Source organism: Streptomyces sp. NPDC043996 (assembly GCF_056435225.1).
This window is the reverse complement of record NZ_JBWKEY010000027.1, coordinates 10256-26320: the sequence shown is the minus strand read 5'-3', so window position 1 is coordinate 26320 and position 16065 is coordinate 10256. Positions and strand designations below refer to the sequence as shown.

The window sequence follows — 16065 nt, the reverse complement described above, 5'->3', positions numbered from 1 at the left end:
CGCCCCCCGGGGCACGCTTCCCGCAGCGCGCCCCAGCAAACGGCACGGTCGACAGGCAAGTAAGGACCGTGCACCAGGATGGGCGCCCCTTACCCGCCGTCTTCGGAGGGGAACGGGGCGCCCACGCGCGCGTACCCACGCACCGTGCCGTCCTACGAAGCCACGGGCAGCCCGGCCGCCCTCCACGCCTGGAAGCCGCCGATGAGGTCGGTCGCGTGGCGCAGTCCGAGCTGGTGCAGGGAGTGGGCCGCCAGGCTCGACGCGTACCCCTCGTTGCAGACGACGATGATCCGCAGATCGTGGCCGACCGCCTCGGGGGCGCGGTGGCTGCCCTGGGGGTCGAGGCGCCACTCCAGTTCGTTGCGTTCGACGACGAGGGCCTCCGGGATCAGGCCGTCGCGTTCGCGCAGTTCGGCGTACCGGATGTCCACGAGCAGGCCGCCCGAGCGGCTGATGGCGTGGGCCTCGGGTGGTGTGACCCGGTCGAGGCCGCTCCGTACCCGCGCCAGCAACTCGTCTATTCCCACGGGGGCGTGCGACTCCTCGGCGACCACCGGGGCCGGGGGCACACCCGGGGTGCCGTTCAACTCCAGGCCCGCGTTCACTGCCAGTCCTCCGGACGCTCGACGTGCTCCAGGCGTAGCACGGCTCCGGTGCGGCTGTACCGGCGGATCTGCGGCAGTGGCGGGTAATAGGCGTGCACGGAGATGGCGTGCTCCGTGGCGGACTCGTTGAGGACCTCGTGGACGTGGTTGCGGCCGAACGCCCGGCCCTGTCCGGCCGTCAAGTGGCGTTCGCGGTCGATGCCTTCGGTGAGTTCCAGGGTCTTCCAGCCGTCGGTGGGCAGCCGGGCGGCGAGGGAGTGCTCCTTGAGGGCACCCCGCGCGGTGGTGAAGGCGCCGACGGACTCGGCGTGGTCGTGCCAGCCGGTGCCCGTTCCGGGTGGCCAGCTGATCAGCCAGGCCTCGCTGCCGCCGGGCCCTTCGAGGCGCACCCAGGTGCGGCCCTCCGGGTCGAGGGGGAGCGAGGCGACGAGACCGGCGTCGTCGGCGGTGCGCCGCACGAAGCCGAGGAGGTCGGCGGAGGTGGGCGCGGGCGCCGGAACGCGCGCGGCGGATGAGGCGGAGCTGGAGGCAGACGCAGACATGAAGACCGTCCGGTGAGTTCGCTGAACAGCGCGCGGCAGAAGGGCGCGCGAGAAAGGGAATTGGCGAATTCAGCTCGACGGCTGACACACGCAGCCCGCATAGCGGACGAGGTCCATATGGACCCTCCGCCACAAACGGACAGCGGTGTCGGTCATGGTCGGGAGTAGACCATGGCCGTGGGAAGCGGTCAACTCGTGTTCATCATGCGGGCGGCCGGTCGTTTCCGCCGGTCGGACGGCCGCCGTCCCCGGGCGCGGGGCGAGCGCCGTGCCCCGGTCGGGGGCCGGGGCCGCGCCCCGCGGAGCCCCCGCCGCCGGGGCGTCCGCCGGACGCGGCGGCGTCCTCCTCTTCCGTCACGATGTCGAGTTCGTGGCTCGGGGCGGGCGCGGGTGTGGGGCCGGAGGTCCTGGGGCCACGGCCGCTCGTGCCGGGCGTGGCGCCTTCGGGCGCGCCGGGCGCCTTGGCCGCGCTGCCGCCGACGGCCCCACCTGGCGCGCTACTGCCGGTTCCGCCGGGCATGCCACTGCCGGTTCCGCTGGGCGTGCCACTACCGGTCCTGCCGGACGTGCCGCCGCTGGTCTCCCCAGATGTGCCGCCGCCGGTCTCGCCGGGCGTGGCACCGCGCGCCTCGCCGGACGCGCCTCCCGCGCGCGCGGAGTCCTCGCGTCCCGCCTTCCCCGCGCCCTGGCCGGACCGGCCCTCCCGGGCCTTGGCCCCCTTCGGCCCGGCGTTCGCGGGCTCGTCCGGGACCAGCTTGCCCAGCGCCGCCTCCGCGGCCGCGTACAGCTCCGCCGGGCGCACGCCGCTCAGCGCGGCGACCAGATGGCCGTCCGGGCGCACCAGCAGGACCGTGTGCGCCGCCGCGCCGGGGTAACTCTCCGCGACGAGGAGTTCGGCGGCGCACGGCAGCGCGGTCACGGCGGCGGCGAGGCGGGGCATGAGCCCGGCCTGCATCCAGTGCCGCCGGTCCCACACGACCGTGCCGGGCGCCACGAGCACGACGAGGAGCCGGCTGCGGCCGAGCCGCTCCCGCAGGCGTACGAAGGAGCCGTCGGGCGCCGTCACGCGCACGTCCACGACCGGAGCGCCCGGCTCCGTGGCGACCGCCACCGTGGAGTCCGTCGCTCCGGGCGTCAGCGGCGAATTGGCGTACGCCCCCGGCGCGCCCAGCTGGCCGCGCCCCACATGACCGTCCGTGAGCAGCGTGTCCTGCCCGCGCGCGACCCCCGGCACGTAGGAGCGCAGTCCTCCGCCGCCGCGCAGCAGCGGCAGCGACTGGTCGGCGGCGCGCAGGCGCGCGGTCACGGCGGCGCGCCGCTCGGTCTGATAGCTCTCAAGGAGACCCCGGTGCGGGCCGTGGTGCCAGGCCTGGGCCAGCTTCCAGGCGAGGTTGTCCGCGTCCCTGAGGCCCTCGTCCAGGCCCTGCGTGCCAAGAGCGCCGAGGAGGTGGGCGGCGTCACCGGCCAGGAAGCAGCGCCCGACGCGCCACCGGCGGGCCAGCCGGTGGTGGACCGTGTGCACGCCGGTGTCCAGCAGGTCGTACGGCGGTGTGGCGCCCCCCGACCAGCCACCGAGCGTCTCCCGGACGCGCGCCACGAGGGCGTCGGGCGTCACCAGGTCGCCGCGCGGCGGCAGCAGCCAGTCGATCCGCCACACTCCCCCCGCGAGCGGACGCGCCGTCACCTCCGAGCCCCCGCCGTGCCAGGGCGGGCTTCGATGCAACAACGCCTCACCGGGCCAGGGAAGTTCCGTCCGCAGCGCGGCGACGGCGTGTCGTTCCACCGCCGTACGCCCGGGGAAGCGGACGTCGAGCAGTTTGCGGACCGTCGACCGGGGCCCGTCGCAGCCGACCAGGTAACTGCCGCGCCACCAGGTGTCCTTGGGGCCGCGCGTATGGGCGGTGAGCCCCGAGGCGTCCTGCTCCAGGGCGTCCAGCTTGTTCTCGACGGCGACCTTCACCAGGCGCTCGTCGGCGATCGCGTCACGCAGGGCCCCGGTGAGCACATGCTGCGGCACGTGCAACGGGGAGGGCATTTCGTCACTGAACGTGAGCTGCCGCATGACCTGTTTGCGGCGCATCGACCGCCAGCCGCTCCAACGCGCCCCCGTCTCCGCGCTCCCGAAGGACAGCCCGGCGAGACGCTCGACGAGGGCGGCCGTGTCCTCCCGGAGCACGACGGTCCGCGCGGGCCGCTGCTCGTCCTTGCCGGGCCCCTCGTCCAGGACGACGCTGGGGACCGAGTGACGCGCGAGGGCCAGGGCGAGCGTGAGGCCCACGGGGCCGGCGCCGACGACGATCACCGGGTCCACGAGGCGCGCCCCTCCGCCCGACGGTACGGGACGTACGTACAGGAAATGGCGGTTGAAGCCCGGTGCACGATCACAGAACGTATGCAACCCACTGCCGGTGCTTGCGTCAAGCGACGAAGGCAGTGGCGCGGACGCCACTGCCTTCGTTCTTGCAGATCATCGGGTGAGCGCCCGGCGGTCGGCTCAGGCGCCGCCGCCCAGGCCGCCGCCCGCGCCGGTGGTCGCGGTGCCTTCCACGGCGGCCGCGGGTACCACCGCGCCGGTGGACTTCTTGGCCCGCCGCAGCCGCCGCTCCAGCCAGCTCGCGAACGACGTGAGGGCGAAGTTGAGCACGATGTAGATCACCGCGACGACCGTGAAGCTGGCGATGACGTTGGCGCCGTAGTAGCCGCTCATCGTGCTGACCGTCGAGAGGAGCTCGGAGAACGTGAGCAGGGCGCCGCCGAGCGCGGTGTCCTTCACGATGACCACGATCTGGCTGACGATCGCGGGCAGCATCGCCGTGACCGACTGCGGCAGGAGCACGGACCGCATGGTCTGGCTCTTGCGCAGGCCGATGGCCTTGGCCGCCTCGGTCTGGCCCTTGGGCAGGGCCAGGATGCCCGCTCGTACGATCTCCGCGAGCACGGAGGCGTTGTACAGGACGAGACCGGTCACGACCGCGTACATGGGACGGTCGTCGGAGGAGACATCGCTGTACTTGGAGAAGGCCTCGTTGGCGAACAGCATCAGGATCAGGACCGGGATCGCGCGGAAGAACTCCACGATCGTGCCGGCCACGATGCGCACCGGGAGGTGGTCCGAGAGGCGCGCGATGCCCAGGACGGCACCCAGCGGCAGCGCGATGACCATGGAGTACGCGGCCGCCTTGAGCGTGTTCTCCAGGCCGGGCCAGATGTACGTCGTCCAGGCCCTGCTGTCCGTGAAGAAGGGCTTCCACTTCTCCCAGTCGAGCTGGCCCTTGTCGGAGAGGGCGTTGTAGACCCACCAGCCCACCAGGCCGGCGGCGATCACGAAGACCACCGAGTAGATGATGTTGCGCTGTTTGGCGCGGGGGCCCGGGGCGTCGTAGAGGACGGAGTTCATCGCTTGACCGCCACCTTCTTGCTGACCCAGCCGAGGATCAGACCGGTCGGGAGCGTGAGGCAGATGAATCCGAAGGCGAAGACGGCGGCGATCGCGATCGTCTGCGCCTCGTTCTCGATCATGCCCTTCATCAGCAGGGCCGCCTCGGCGACACCGATCGCGGCGGCCACGGTGGTGTTCTTCGTGAGCGCGATCAGCACGTTGGCGAGCGGGGCCACCACCGAGCGGAAGGCCTGCGGGAGCACGACGAGTGTGAGGACCTGCGTGAAGCTCAGCCCGAGTGCCCGGGCGGCCTCCGCCTGGCCCATCGGCACGGTGTTGATGCCCGAGCGCAGCGCCTCACAGACGAAGGCGGCGGTGTAGGCGGTCAGACCGAGCACCGCGAGCCGGAAGTTGATGGTGGCGAAGTCCTCAGAGCCCAAGGTGATGCCGAGCGTCTGGTTCAGGCCGAGCGAGGTGAACACGATGATGATGGTCAGCGGAATGTTCCGCACGACGTTGACGTAGACGGCTCCGAAGCCGCGCATCAGGGGCACGGGGCTGACGCGCATGCCCGCCAGCACGGTTCCCCATATCAGGGAGCCGACCGCTGAGAGTCCGGTGAGCTTCACCGTCTCCCAGAAGGCCCCCCACAGGTCATAGCCTTCAAGAAAGTCGAACACGTTCTCCCGCGCTTCCGCGTAGAGGGACAGCTTCCGCGTAGAGGGCGAAGGGGCGTGCCGCTGTGGCGAGCGGCACGCCCCTCACGTCCCGCTTACTTGACGATGTCGCCGATCTTCGGGGCGGGCTCGTTCTTGTAGCTCGCCGGGCCGAAGTTGTCCTTCACGGCCTTGTCCCACGACCCGTCCTTGACCATCGCGGTCAGCGCGTCGTTGATCTTCTTCTTGAGGTCGGAGCCCTTCTTGACGCCGATCCCGTAGTTTTCGTTGGTCATCTTGAAGCCGCCGAGCTTGAACTTGCCCTGGAAGTTCTTCTGCGCGGCGTAACCGGCGAGGATCGAGTCGTCGGTGGTGAGCGCGTCGATGGCGTCGTTCTGCAGGCCGGTCAGGCACTGGGAGTACGCGCCGTAGTTCTGGAGCTGGGCCTTGGGAGCCAGCTTCTCCTTGACGTTCTGCGCCGAGGTCGAACCGGTGACCGAGCAGAGCTTCTTGCTGTTCAGGTCCTTCGGCGACTTGATCGACTTGTCGTCGGCGCGGACCAGGACGTCCTGGTGGGCGAGCAGGTACGGACCCGCGAAGTCGACCTTCTCCTCGCGCTCCGGCGTGATCGAGTAGGTCGCCGCGATGAAGTCGACGTCACCGCGCTGGAGCATCGTCTCGCGGTCGGCGCTCTTGGCTTCCTTCCACTCGATGTCGTCGGCCTTGTGGCCGAGCTTCTTCGCCACGTAGGTGGCGACATCGACGTCGAAGCCCTCGTACTTGCCGTCCGGCGTCTTCTGGCCGAGGCCGGGCTGGTCGAACTTGATCCCGATGGTGATCTTGTCGCCCCCGCCGGAGCCCTTGTCGTCCTTGTCGTCGCCGCCACACGCGGTGGCGGTGAGGGAGAGCGCGAGCAGGACCGAGGCTGCCGCGGAGACCTTGCGAACCTTCATGGTGAACATCCTTCGTTTCGGCGGAGGTGGGGAGACGCCGGCAGGCGTCTTACGTCCGGTGTGGCCTCCCGCGCGCGGGAGCCCGTGCGCTGTCTCAGTGGTGCAGGATCTTCGAGAGGAAGTCCTTGGCACGGTCGCTGCGCGGGTTGCTGAAGAACTGGTCCGGTGTGGCCTCTTCGACGATCCGCCCGTCCGCCATGAAGACGACGCGGTTGGCGGCCGACCGGGCGAAGCCCATCTCGTGCGTGACGACGACCATCGTCATGCCGTCGCGGGCGAGTTGCTGCATCACCTCGAGGACCTCGTTGATCATCTCGGGGTCGAGCGCCGAGGTCGGCTCGTCGAAGAGCATGACCTTGGGCCCCATGGCGAGCGCGCGGGCGATCGCGACGCGCTGCTGCTGGCCGCCGGAGAGCTGCGCGGGGTACTTGTCGGCCTGGGTGCCGACGCCCACGCGGTCGAGCAGGCCGCGGGCCTTCTCCTCCGCCTCTGCCTTGGCCGTCTTGCGCACTTTGACCTGGCCCAGCATCACGTTCTCAAGCACGGTCTTGTGCGCGAAGAGATTGAAGGACTGGAAGACCATGCCCACGTCCGCGCGGAGCCTCGCGAGCTCCTTGCCCTCCTGGGGCAGCGGCTTGCCGTCGATCGTGATCGCGCCGGAGTCGATGGTCTCCAGGCGGTTGATCGTGCGGCACAGCGTCGACTTGCCGGACCCGGAGGGGCCGATCACGACGACGACCTCGCCGCGGGCGATGGTCAGGTCTATGTCCTGGAGGACGTGCAGCGCGCCGAAGTGCTTGTTGACGTCCTTCAGCACGACAAGGTCGTCCGCCGCCGGTATGGCGTCCTTGGTCACCGATACTTCGGTCACGGCTTGTTGCTCCATCCTCCTCGGGTTGGGAGGACAGTAGTAACCCGGTGCGACCAGCGTCATTACATCTGAGGGGAAATTGAGCATAACGATCCGGCCGCAACCGGACACTCCGTGTGAAGAGGGCGCCCCGTCTGCGTACCGGGTGCATAACGGAACGTGTCCGTGACCCGAAGGGCCTTGACGCGGTCCTTATCCATCGGCGTGGATGCCTTGGGGCGCGCGGAGCGCGTCCGGCACACGACTGGGACCGCGCGCACGCGCGCGTAGGCGACACCCCGGCAGCGGGCGTGGACCCGGTGAGAGCGGGAACGGAACGATCAGTGAACTACAGGGGGGCCGATGGGCTGGAGGAGGGCCGCATGAGACTGCTGCTCGTCGAGGACGACGACCACGTGGCCGCCGCCTTGTCCGCGGTCCTGGCCCGGCACGGCTTCGCCGTCACCCACGCGCGCAACGGCGAGGAGGCCCTCCAGGCCCTCCTGCCGTGCGAAGCGGCACCCTACGGAGTGGTGCTGCTCGACCTCGGCCTCCCCGACCAGGACGGCTACGAGGTCTGCGGCAAGATCCGCAAGCGCACCGCGACCCCGGTCATCATGGTGACGGCCCGCGCTGACGTGCGCTCCCGCATCCATGGTTTGAACCTCGGGGCCGACGACTACGTAGTGAAGCCGTACGACACAGGGGAGCTCATCGCCCGCATCCACGCGGTCACCCGGCGCCCGTCCGCCGACGCCGCCGCGCCCCCCGTAGAGACTGAACTGCGGCTCGGCGCCGTACGCATCGAACTGCCGACCCGTCAGGTGAGTGTGGACGGCGCCAGGGTGCAGCTCACCCGCAAGGAGTTCGACCTGCTCGCGCTGCTCGCCAAGCGGCCCGGCGTCGTCTTCCGGCGGGAACAGATCATCAGTGAGGTGTGGCGCACCAGTTGGGAGGGCACGGGGCGCACGCTGGAGGTCCATGTGGCGTCCCTGCGCGCCAAGCTGCACATGCCCGCCCTGATCGAGACGGTGCGCGGAGTCGGCTACCGGCTCGTCGCCCCGGCGTCGTAGCGGGCCCAGGTGCGCGCCCGACTCCTGCCGCTCCTCATCGTCCTGATGGCGGGCGTCCTGCTCGCCCTTGGCGTCCCGCTCGCGGTGAGCGTGGCGTCGGCGCAGCAGCAGAAGGTCGTCGTCGACCGCATCGACGACACGGCGCGCTTCGCCTCGCTCGCGCAGTTCGTCACCAAGCGGCCCTCCGGCTCGCGCGTCCTCGACAAGGACGAGCGGCGCGAGACCCTCCAGAAGGAACTCGACTACTACCACCGGGTGTACCGCATCAAAGCGGGTGTCTTCTTCCGGGACCGGTTCCCCATGGCGCACGCCCCGAGCGGCTGGTTCCTGCCCGCGAAGGGCCACCCCGTGCGCGACGCCTTCGAAGAGGCCCTGCGCTCCCGCGGCAGCCACGATCCGCCCCAGGTGTGGCCCTGGGAGGACGACGGCCGGATCGTCGTCGCGACCCCGGTGATCCGCGACGGTGACGTCGTCGCCGTCGTCGTCACCGAGTCGCCCACCGACCGCATGCGCGCCAAGACGGTACGCGGCTGGATGTTCATCGGGGCGGGTGAGTCGGCGGCCATGCTCCTCGCGGTCGGCGCCGCGCTGCGCCTCACCGGCTGGGTGCTGCGCCCGGTACGGGTCCTCGACGCCACCACGCACGACATCGCCACCGGGCGCCTCGCCTCCCGGGTCGCGGCGGCGGGCGGACCGCCGGAACTCCGCCGCCTTGCCCGCTCGTTCAACGAGATGGCCGACCACGTCGAGGACGTACTCGAACAGCAGCGCGCCTTCGTCGCCGACGCCTCCCACCAGCTGCGCAACCCCCTGTCCGCCCTGCTCCTGCGCATCGAACTGCTGGCCCTCGAACTGCCCGAGGGCAATGAGGAGATCGCCTCGGTGCGCACCGAGGGCAAGCGCCTCGCCCAGGTCCTCGACGACCTCCTGGGCCTGGCGCTCGCCGAGCACGCGGCCGCCGACCTCCAGCTCACCGACATCGGCGAACTGGCCGCCGAGCGGGTCGCGGCCTGGCGCCCGCTCGCCGACGAGCGGGACGTGCGCCTGGAGGGGCACTGCCCGGCGACGACCGGCTGGGCGGACCCGATCGCGCTGTCCAGTGCCCTGGACGCGGTGATCGACAACGCCCTGAAGTTCACGCCGGAGGGGGAGCGCGTCGAGGTGCGGGTCGCCTCGGCGGACGGCGCGACGACCGTCGCGGTCACCGACGGCGGCCCCGGACTCGCCGAGGACGAACTGGCCCGCATCGGCGACCGGTTCTGGCGCAGCAACCGCCACCAGAACGTCAAGGGGTCCGGCCTCGGCCTGTCGATCTCCCGCGCGCTGCTCGCCGCGGGCGGCGGCTCACTGACGTACGAGCGCCACGAACCGCACGGCCTGAAGGTGACGGTCGGCGTGCCCCGGCAGGCGCCCGCGGAGCGCGAGGCGGCGATCCGCCAGAAGGGACCTAGGGCTTGACCGAGCGGTAGTAGCGCCGTGCGCCTTCGTGCAGGGCCAGGGGGTGCGTGTACAGGGCCGTGCGCAGGTCCACCAGCTGCGCCGCGTGCACGCGCGCGCCGATGCGGTCCCGGCTGTCGATGACGGCGCGCGTGAGGCCCTCGGTGAGCTTGGGGTCGGCCCGGTCGGTGGTCACCAGGAGGTTGGCCACCGCGAGTGTCGGCACGGAGGCGTTCCGCTGGGCCTCGGGGTAGGCGTCGGCGGGCATCACGGCGGCGCGGTAGTAGCGGGACTCGCGGCCCTGCCGGTGCAGGGCGTCCACGAGGTCACCGAGGGGCACGAGGCGGATGCTGAGGCGTTCGGACAGCTCGCGCACGGACGTCGTCGGCAGCCCGCCCGACCAGAAGAAGGCGTCGATCTTGCCGCGCCGCAGCAGTTCGGGCGCGGTGTCTATGCCGACGGGCAGCGCCGTGAGGTCCTTGTCGAGGTCGAGCCCCGCGGCCTGGAGGACGCGGTCCGCGATCAGATGCACACCGGAGCGCGGCTGCCCGACGGCGACCCGCTTGCCGCGCAGGTCCCGCGCGGACTCGATGTCGGACGAGCGGCGCACGACGATGTGCACGTAGTCGTCGTAGAGCCGCGCGCACCCCCGCAGCCGGTCCGCGCCGGGGCGGCCGTCGAGGCGGTACTTCTCCACGGCGTCGGCCGCCGCGATGGTGAAGTCGGCCTGCCCGGTGGCCACGCGCTCGACGTTCTGCTGCGACCCCTGGCTGTTGCGCAGGTCGATGTCGACGTCGGGCATCTCCTTGGCGACGGCGCCCCGCAGCAGCTTCCCGTACGTCTCGTAGACGGCGCCTTTGACGCCCGTACTGAAGTCCATCCGCCCCCGGGGCGACTCCTCGCCCACCGGGAGCAGCCACCACAGAAGCAGCCCGAATACCACGAAGGCGACGGCCGAGCCCTGGAGGGCGCGTCGTCGGCTGAGGCGGGGCGGCGGCGTGCACATGGCCGCGATCCTGCCATTCCCCTCGCCGCGGTGACCAGGGCCGGGGCTCCGGCGGCCGCGCTAGCGCACCACGGCCCGCAGCAGCAGCTCTTGGAGCGTGTCCTGCTCCTGGTCGGAGAGGGGGCCGAGAGGTGACCGCTCGGAGAGCAGGGCGAGGAGGCGCTCGCGCAGGGCGCTGCCCTGGGGGGTGAGGATCAGCTGCTTGGCCCGGCGGTCGCTGGGGTGGGGGCGGCGCTCGACCAGGCCCTGCTCCTCGAGCCGGTCGGAGACGAACGTGGCGTTCGACGGCTCGCAGCTCATCCGCTCCGCGAGCTCCCGCAGCGTCATGGGGGCGGTCAGCTCCCGCAGGGCGACGGCCTGCGGCGCGGTGAGGCCGACCGTGGCGGCGTGCTCGCGCACATGCGCCTCGATCCGCCGGGCGAGGGCGTTGACGAGGCCGCAGACGCGCCAGTCGGCCGCGGTGGGGCTCTCGGCCGCCTCCGGCGCTCCCGGCGCCGTGAGGACCTCCTGGTCGCCCTCCTGGGAGCTCCTGCGCGTGTTCGCCATGGCGCCCAGCCTACTCACTCGCTTCATCCAACTTGAATGGTTGCAACTCGAATGGTTCTAGCTCTAACGTTTCGGTGGCGCGGCGGAACCACGACCGCGCCGACGGCGGAACCACGACCGCGCCGACGGCTGAACCGATGGCTGAACCGACTGCCCTGGAGGGCCTATGCCCACGTCCGAGAACACCGCCCCGGAGCACACCGAAGGCACCGAAGGCACTGCGGGGCCGCGACCGGAAGACACCGGGGCGCGGCTGCGCAGGCCCGCCCGCACCCGCACCTTCCACCTCGGCGACCTGCGGATCAGCTACGTGGCCGACGGGGCCGTGGGGCTCAAGCCGCGCGGCTGGCTGCCGGACGCCACCGACGCGGACTGGGAGGCGTACGCCGATCACCTGGACGAGAACGGGCACCTCGTGGCCAGCGTCGGCGGGCTGCTCGTCGAGCACGGCGACCGGGCCCTGCTGATCGACGCGGGCTTCGGCCCCATGACCTTCCCCGACGCCCCGGACAACGACCGGATCGGCGCCCTGACCAGCGGCGAACTGCTCACGAGCCTCGCCGAGGCCGGGCGTGACCCGGCCACCGTCGAGGCCGTCGCCTTCACGCATCTGCACGGCGACCACATCGGCTGGGCCTGGAGCCCCGCCCCGGGCGGCACCGAGCCCGCCTTCACCCGCGCCGCCTACCTCTTCGGCGAGCCCGAGTGGGACCAGCGTCACCTCGCCGAGAGCCACGGGGCGACCGAGGAGGTCCTCGCGGTCCTCGCGCCGAAGGCGCGCACGGTCACGGACGGCGAGGAGGTCTTCCCAGGGGTACGGGCGCTCCTCACGCCGGGCCACACGGTGGGCCACGTGACCTACGAGATCGCCTCGGGCGGCGAGCGGCTCCTCGCCTTCGGTGACGCGCTGCACTCGCCGGTGCAGATCACCCACCCGGAGTGGTCGGCGGCCGTCGACCACGACCGCGCCGAGGCCGCCGACTACCGGAAGCGGCTCGTCGACGAACTGGGCAAGCCCGGAACGCTGGGCTTCGGCATCCACTTCGCGGACGTCGTGTTCGGCCGGGCGGAACGGGACGCCCAGGGGCGCACGGTCTGGGCCCCGCTCGACTGACCGGCCCTCTAGGAGGGCGCGGTCCGGGCCCCGCCTCCCTGCCCGGGCATCCGGGACCCTCGTTCGACCCACCCGCCCTGACCGGCGGCTCAGCCCTTGCGGGCCACGCCCGCGTACATCGCCACCTCGTCCGGCAGTCCTTCGGCGGCGTCCTCCGGGCGCCACCGCGAGCAGGACACCACTCCGGGGTCCAGCAGGTCGAAGCCCTCGAAGAAGCGGGCCACCCGCTCCGGGGTGCGCTGGGTCAGCTTCGGGGTGCCGTGCTCGTTCCAGAAGGCCACCGCCGCGTCCACGTCCGGCATCGCCGGGCTGGTGATCGTGTGCGACAGGACCAGATGGCTCCCGGCGGGCAGGGCGTCCATGAGGCGGCGTACGAGACCGTAGGCCTCCTTGTCGTCGTCGACGAAGATCACGACCCCCAGGAGCATCAGCGCGACCGGCTCGCTGAGGTCCAGGGTGCGCGCCGCGTGCTCCAGGACCGTCTCCACGTCCCTCATGTCGGCGTCCAGGTAGTCGGTGCGCCCCTCGGGAGAGCTGGTCAGCAGGGCACGCGCGTGCGTGAGCACCAGCGGATCGTTGTCTACGTAGACGATGCGTGACTCCGGGGCGATCCGCTGGGCCACCTCGTGGGTGTTGTCCGCCGTCGGCAGTCCGGTACCGATGTCGAGGAACTGGCGCACGCCGCAGTCGGCCACCAGATGGCGCACGGCACGCCCCAGGAACAGGCGGTCCGCGCGCGCGTAGTCGCCGATGCCGGGGTGCAGCTCGCGGATGCGGTCACCCGCCTCCCGGTCGACCGCGTAGTTGTCCTTGCCGCCCAGCCAGTAGTTCCAGATCCGGGCCGTGTGCGGCTGCGCGGTGTTGATCCGGCTCCGGACCGCGTCAGCGGCGTCCTTGGGGGACGGGTCCCGGGGGGCGTGGGGGGACGGGCTCGCGGTCACGTGATCGCCTCCTGGCGCGAGGGGTGGGCCGGCGCGTACGACCCGCGCCACTGCCAACACGCAATCTAGCGGGGAGAGTTGCCGATCGCCGACCCGCCCGCTCCCCGGACGGGGCGAGCGCCCGCCACACGCCCCCGGAGCGGGCCCTGGGAGCCGGTCCGTACGGCCTACTGATCCAAGCCCTTACCCTGGACGGGTGAGCGGAGTCGACGTGGCTGGTGGAGCAGTGGGCGGATTGAAGACCTACGAGGTGCGCACCTACGGGTGCCAGATGAACGTCCACGACTCCGAGCGGCTCTCCGGTCTCCTGGAGGGCGCGGGGTACGTGCGCGCGCCCGAGGGCTCCGACGGCGACGCCGACGTCGTGGTCTTCAATACCTGCGCGGTCCGCGAGAACGCCGACAACCGCCTGTACGGCAACCTCGGCCGCCTCGCCCCCAGGAAGGCCTCGCGGCCCGGCATGCAGATCGCCGTCGGCGGCTGCCTGGCCCAGAAGGACCGCGACACCATCGTCAAGAAGGCCCCCTGGGTCGACGTCGTCTTCGGCACGCACAACATCGGCAAGCTGCCGGTCCTCCTGGAGCGCGCCCGCGTCCAGGAAGAGGCGCAGATCGAGATCGCCGAGTCCCTGGAGGCCTTCCCCTCCACGCTGCCCACGCGCCGCGAGAGCGCGTACGCCGCGTGGGTGTCGATCTCCGTCGGCTGCAACAACACCTGCACCTTCTGCATCGTCCCCGCCCTGCGCGGCAAGGAGAAGGACCGCAGGACCGGCGACATCCTCGCCGAGATCGAGGCGCTCGTCGCCGAGGGCGTCTCCGAGATCACCCTGCTCGGGCAGAACGTCAACGCGTACGGCTCCGACATCGGCGACCGCGAGGCCTTCAGCAAGCTCCTGCGGGCCTGTGGCGCGATCGAGGGCCTGGAGCGGGTCCGGTTCACCTCCCCGCACCCGCGCGACTTCACGGACGACGTGATCGCCGCGATGGCCGAGACGCCGAACGTGATGCCCCAGCTGCACATGCCGCTGCAGTCCGGCTCGGACCCCGTCCTGAAGGCGATGCGCCGCTCCTACCGCCAGGAGCGCTACCTGGGGATCATCGAGAAGGTCCGCGCCGCCATCCCGCACGCGGCCATCACCACCGACATCATCGTGGGCTTCCCCGGGGAGACCGAGGAGGACTTCGAGCAGACCATGCACGTGGTCCGTGAGGCCCGCTTCGCGCAGGCGTTCACCTTCCAGTACTCCAAGCGGCCCGGCACCCCGGCCGCCGAGATGGACGGCCAGATCCCCAAGGAGGTCGTGCAGGCGCGCTACGAGCGTCTGGTGGCCCTCCAGGAGGAGATCTCCTGGGAGGAGAACAAGAAGCAGGTCGGCCGCACCCTGGAGCTGATGGTCGCCGAGGGTGAGGGCCGCAAGGACGGCGCCACGCACCGCCTGTCCGGCCGCGCCCCCGACAACCGCCTGGTCCACTTCACCAAGCCCGACACCGAGGTGCGCCCCGGCGACGTGGTGACCGTCGAGGTGACGTACGCCGCGCCGCACCACCTCCTCGCCGAGGGCGCCGTGCTCGACGTGCGCCGCACGCGCGCGGGCGACGCCTGGGAGAAGCGCAACGCCACCGAGGCCGCGAAGCCCGCGGGTGTGCTGCTCGGGCTGCCCACGGTCGGCGTCCCGGAGCCCCTGCCGGTCGCGCCCGCCAACGCCTGCGCCCGCGACTGACGGACCGGCGCCCGGCGCCTGTCCCTCGGGCCGTCCGACGACCCCGCTGACCGCGCGCGCCGCTGTCAGCGGGGCGCGTTACGCTGCGGATCATGCTTGTCGCCGCAGCCGTCTGCCCCTGTCCGCCCCTGCTCGTGCCCGACGTCGCAGCGGGCGCCGCGCCCGAGCTCGACGCCGCGCGCGCGGCGTGCTCGGACGCGATCGCCGTCCTCGCGGCCTCCCGGCCCGACCTCCTCGTGGTCGTCGGACCGGCCGGCCAGAGCGGCCAGGGCCCGCACCCACAGGGTGCTCCGGGATCGTTCCGCGGCTTCGGCGTGGACCTCGACGTCACCCTCGGGGGCCCGCCCGAGGGGCGTCCCGCCGCGCCGGAGCGAGGGCTCCCGGCGTCCCTCGCCGTGGCCGCGTGGCTGCTCGACCGCACGGAGTGGGCCGCCGCCCCCGTGGAAGGCCTCGGTGTGGGGGAACCTCTGGAGGCCGAGCGGTGTATCCAGAGCGGGGAGGGCATCGCAGCGAGTGCCGACCGGGTGGCGATGCTGGTGATGGGCGACGCCAGCGCGTGCCGCACGCTCAAGGCGCCCGGGTATCTCGACGAGCGGGCGGAGGGTTTCGACGCCCAGATCGCCGAGGCGCTCGGCGCGGCGGACGTGGCGGCGCTCAAGGCACTGGACACCGAGCTGGCGTCCGAGCTGAAGGCGGCGGGCCGCGCGCCCTGGCAGGTGCTCGCGGGCGCCGCCGAGGGCGCGGGCCTGCGCGGCGAACTGCTCTTCGACGACGCGCCGTACGGCGTGGGCTATCTGGTGGCGGCCTGGTCCTAGGCGGGGCCGCGGCGGCGGGCGCCACCCGCCGTGCTCGCTGGCCGCGTCCCGGTGGCACTGAGGGGGCTTGTGCTCGTTGCGCTCGGGCTGTGTGCCGGTAGGGCTGGGGGCCCTGTGTCCGCCGCTCGCTGGCCGCGTGTCCGTGGAGCTGTGCGGCCTGCGTTCGACGCCTCGATGGCCGCGTGCCCGGAACTGTGCGGCCTCGCGTTCGACGGCTCGCTGGCCGCGTGCCGGTGGCGCTGAAGGGGCGTGATGCTCGAAGTGTGTTGGCTGCGCGCCGGTGGGGCTGAGGGGCCCTGTGTCCGTCGCTCGCTGCCCGCGTGTCCGTGACGCTGTGCGGCCTCGCGTTCGACGGCTCGCTGGCCGCGTGCCGGTGGCGCTGAAGGGGCGTGATGCTCGAAGTGTGTTGGCTGCGCGCCGGTGGGGCT

General features: G+C 72.0%; 15 protein-coding genes and 1 pseudogene. 5 read left to right on the top strand and 11 right to left on the bottom strand.

The features are described from left to right. Window positions 1-152: 152 nt before the first annotated feature. From AC07A4_RS41155 to AC07A4_RS41120, 8 genes and pseudogenes are all read right to left on the bottom strand, one after another. Window positions 153-569, bottom strand: coding sequence for a rhodanese-like domain-containing protein (locus tag AC07A4_RS41155; RefSeq protein WP_478609753.1), 417 nt, complete (start codon window positions 567-569; stop codon window positions 153-155). A 32-nt stretch (window positions 570-601) separates the two neighbouring features. Beyond that, on the bottom strand, window positions 602-1147 hold the full coding sequence (locus tag AC07A4_RS41150; RefSeq protein WP_478609687.1) for a cupin domain-containing protein: 546 nt from the start codon (window positions 1145-1147) through the stop codon (window positions 602-604). A 69-nt stretch (window positions 1148-1216) separates the two neighbouring features. After that, window positions 1217-1303 carry a putative leader peptide gene (locus tag AC07A4_RS41145; protein WP_478609751.1) on the bottom strand — a complete coding sequence of 29 codons (87 nt, stop codon included), beginning with the start codon at window positions 1301-1303 and terminating at the stop codon, window positions 1217-1219. Between the two features lie 562 nt (window positions 1304-1865). Beyond that, window positions 1866-3458, bottom strand: a pseudogene (locus AC07A4_RS41140) (FAD-dependent monooxygenase); the annotation flags it as partial. Window positions 3459-3641: 183 nt separating this feature from the next. Continuing rightward, window positions 3642-4544, bottom strand: coding sequence for an amino acid ABC transporter permease (locus AC07A4_RS41135; RefSeq protein WP_478609684.1), 903 nt, complete (start codon window positions 4542-4544; stop codon window positions 3642-3644). Continuing rightward, window positions 4541-5206 carry an amino acid ABC transporter permease gene (locus AC07A4_RS41130; protein ID WP_478609681.1) on the bottom strand — a complete coding sequence of 222 codons (666 nt, stop codon included), beginning with the start codon at window positions 5204-5206 and terminating at the stop codon, window positions 4541-4543. Before AC07A4_RS41130 ends, AC07A4_RS41135 begins: the two co-directional genes overlap by 4 nt. 92 nt (window positions 5207-5298) lie before the next feature. After that, window positions 5299-6135, bottom strand: a complete 837-nt coding sequence (locus AC07A4_RS41125) for a glutamate ABC transporter substrate-binding protein (RefSeq protein WP_478609678.1) — start codon at window positions 6133-6135, stop codon at window positions 5299-5301. 94 nt (window positions 6136-6229) lie between these two features. Next, window positions 6230-7006: an amino acid ABC transporter ATP-binding protein gene (locus AC07A4_RS41120; protein WP_478609675.1), complete on the bottom strand. Its 777-nt coding sequence runs from the start codon at window positions 7004-7006 to the stop codon at window positions 6230-6232. A gap of 362 nt (window positions 7007-7368) precedes the next feature. Between AC07A4_RS41120 and AC07A4_RS41115 the strand changes: the two genes are divergently transcribed. Beyond that, on the top strand, window positions 7369-8058 hold the full coding sequence (locus AC07A4_RS41115) for a response regulator transcription factor (RefSeq protein ID WP_478609672.1): 690 nt from the start codon (window positions 7369-7371) through the stop codon (window positions 8056-8058). 9 nt (window positions 8059-8067) lie between these two features. Further along, window positions 8068-9516, top strand: coding sequence for a sensor histidine kinase (locus AC07A4_RS41110; RefSeq protein WP_478609670.1), 1449 nt, complete (start codon window positions 8068-8070; stop codon window positions 9514-9516). On the opposite strand, the gene AC07A4_RS41105 is transcribed toward AC07A4_RS41110, so the two are convergent. Together AC07A4_RS41105 and AC07A4_RS41100 are read right to left on the bottom strand one after the other, a co-directional pair. Beyond that, entirely contained in the window at window positions 9506-10501 is a 996-nt protein-coding gene (locus tag AC07A4_RS41105) for a TAXI family TRAP transporter solute-binding subunit (RefSeq protein ID WP_478609667.1), read from the bottom strand. The two genes, AC07A4_RS41110 and AC07A4_RS41105, sit on opposite strands and share 11 nt — an antisense overlap. 60 nt (window positions 10502-10561) lie before the next feature. Then, on the bottom strand, window positions 10562-11047 hold the full coding sequence (locus AC07A4_RS41100; protein WP_478609664.1) for a MarR family winged helix-turn-helix transcriptional regulator: 486 nt from the start codon (window positions 11045-11047) through the stop codon (window positions 10562-10564). A 166-nt stretch (window positions 11048-11213) separates the two neighbouring features. On the opposite strand from AC07A4_RS41100, the gene AC07A4_RS41095 reads away from it, so the two are divergent. Continuing rightward, on the top strand, window positions 11214-12161 hold the full coding sequence (locus AC07A4_RS41095) for an MBL fold metallo-hydrolase (RefSeq protein ID WP_478609661.1): 948 nt from the start codon (window positions 11214-11216) through the stop codon (window positions 12159-12161). Between the two features lie 89 nt (window positions 12162-12250). Here AC07A4_RS41095 and AC07A4_RS41090 read toward each other — a convergent pair whose 3' ends face one another. Further along, complete coding sequence (locus AC07A4_RS41090; RefSeq protein ID WP_478609748.1) at window positions 12251-13027, bottom strand: SAM-dependent methyltransferase; 777 nt, start codon at window positions 13025-13027, stop codon at window positions 12251-12253. A 286-nt stretch (window positions 13028-13313) separates the two neighbouring features. Between AC07A4_RS41090 and miaB the strand changes: the two genes are divergently transcribed. Next, window positions 13314-14822: a tRNA (N6-isopentenyl adenosine(37)-C2)-methylthiotransferase MiaB gene (miaB, locus tag AC07A4_RS41085; protein WP_478609746.1), complete on the top strand. Its 1509-nt coding sequence runs from the start codon at window positions 13314-13316 to the stop codon at window positions 14820-14822. A gap of 92 nt (window positions 14823-14914) precedes the next feature. Next, window positions 14915-15637 carry a class III extradiol dioxygenase subunit B-like domain-containing protein gene (locus AC07A4_RS41080; protein ID WP_478609659.1) on the top strand — a complete coding sequence of 241 codons (723 nt, stop codon included), beginning with the start codon at window positions 14915-14917 and terminating at the stop codon, window positions 15635-15637. Window positions 15638-16065 lie beyond the last annotated feature (428 nt).